General features: G+C 46.5%; 1 protein-coding gene. It reads right to left on the reverse strand.

Annotated elements, in window-relative coordinates; all coding sequences use genetic code 11:
* Positions 1 to 662 (reverse strand): hypothetical protein (locus KEM10_RS23935; RefSeq protein ID WP_212220967.1); only part of this gene is annotated, 662 nt, incomplete at both ends.

The following is a 662-nucleotide window of genomic DNA, read 5'->3' on the forward strand; positions in this document are numbered from 1 at the left end:
GGATTGGCAAGCTTGTATTGGAATTTGCGTTTTGTGGTATCGGTGTCATCGAATACCGCACATGAGATTTCAGGTACAATTACCTTCGTGCCTAAAGTCATCTCGAAAGTACCGTTCAGGATTGCAGGAGGTAGGGCAAACTGACCAAAAGCAAAATCTGCCGGGTCGTTGTCTTCTTCCGATGCTCCGTGAGCGTACTCAAGAACAATATCAGTTAACAGGAAATACTTTCCTGAATCCAACTGCGCACGGTTCAGGTTGGTACGTCCAGCCTTTTTATCGTCCGATGCCTCCATCAAATCAATGTCGGATTTATCCTTAATTGACTTAACGGTGTAGATTGCCGTATCAACGGTTTGCATACGTGCATCTTTCAATGCTTTCTGTACTTCCGGTGGCAATTGCTGTCTGCGAAGCTCAAACTGACCTTTTGAAGTCAGGTCTTTGGTAAGTCCTGTTTTCACAGCCGTGCTTCTTGCTCCGGCATTGTATGACCTACGAACAGCACGTTTTCGGCTGGTTCTTCTGCGACTTCTTCGCCCTCTGCGTCTTGTTCTACGGCGTGAACGACCTAAATCGCCAATGCCTTCGACCGCATCGTCCTGGTCTTCTTCTTTCTCTAAAGCATCTTCCTCTTTTTCAAGAATCGCTTCTTCTAAACC

The organism is Carboxylicivirga linearis, from assembly GCF_018271995.1.
Taxonomy (GTDB): Bacteria; Bacteroidota; Bacteroidia; order Bacteroidales; family Marinilabiliaceae; genus Carboxylicivirga; species Carboxylicivirga linearis.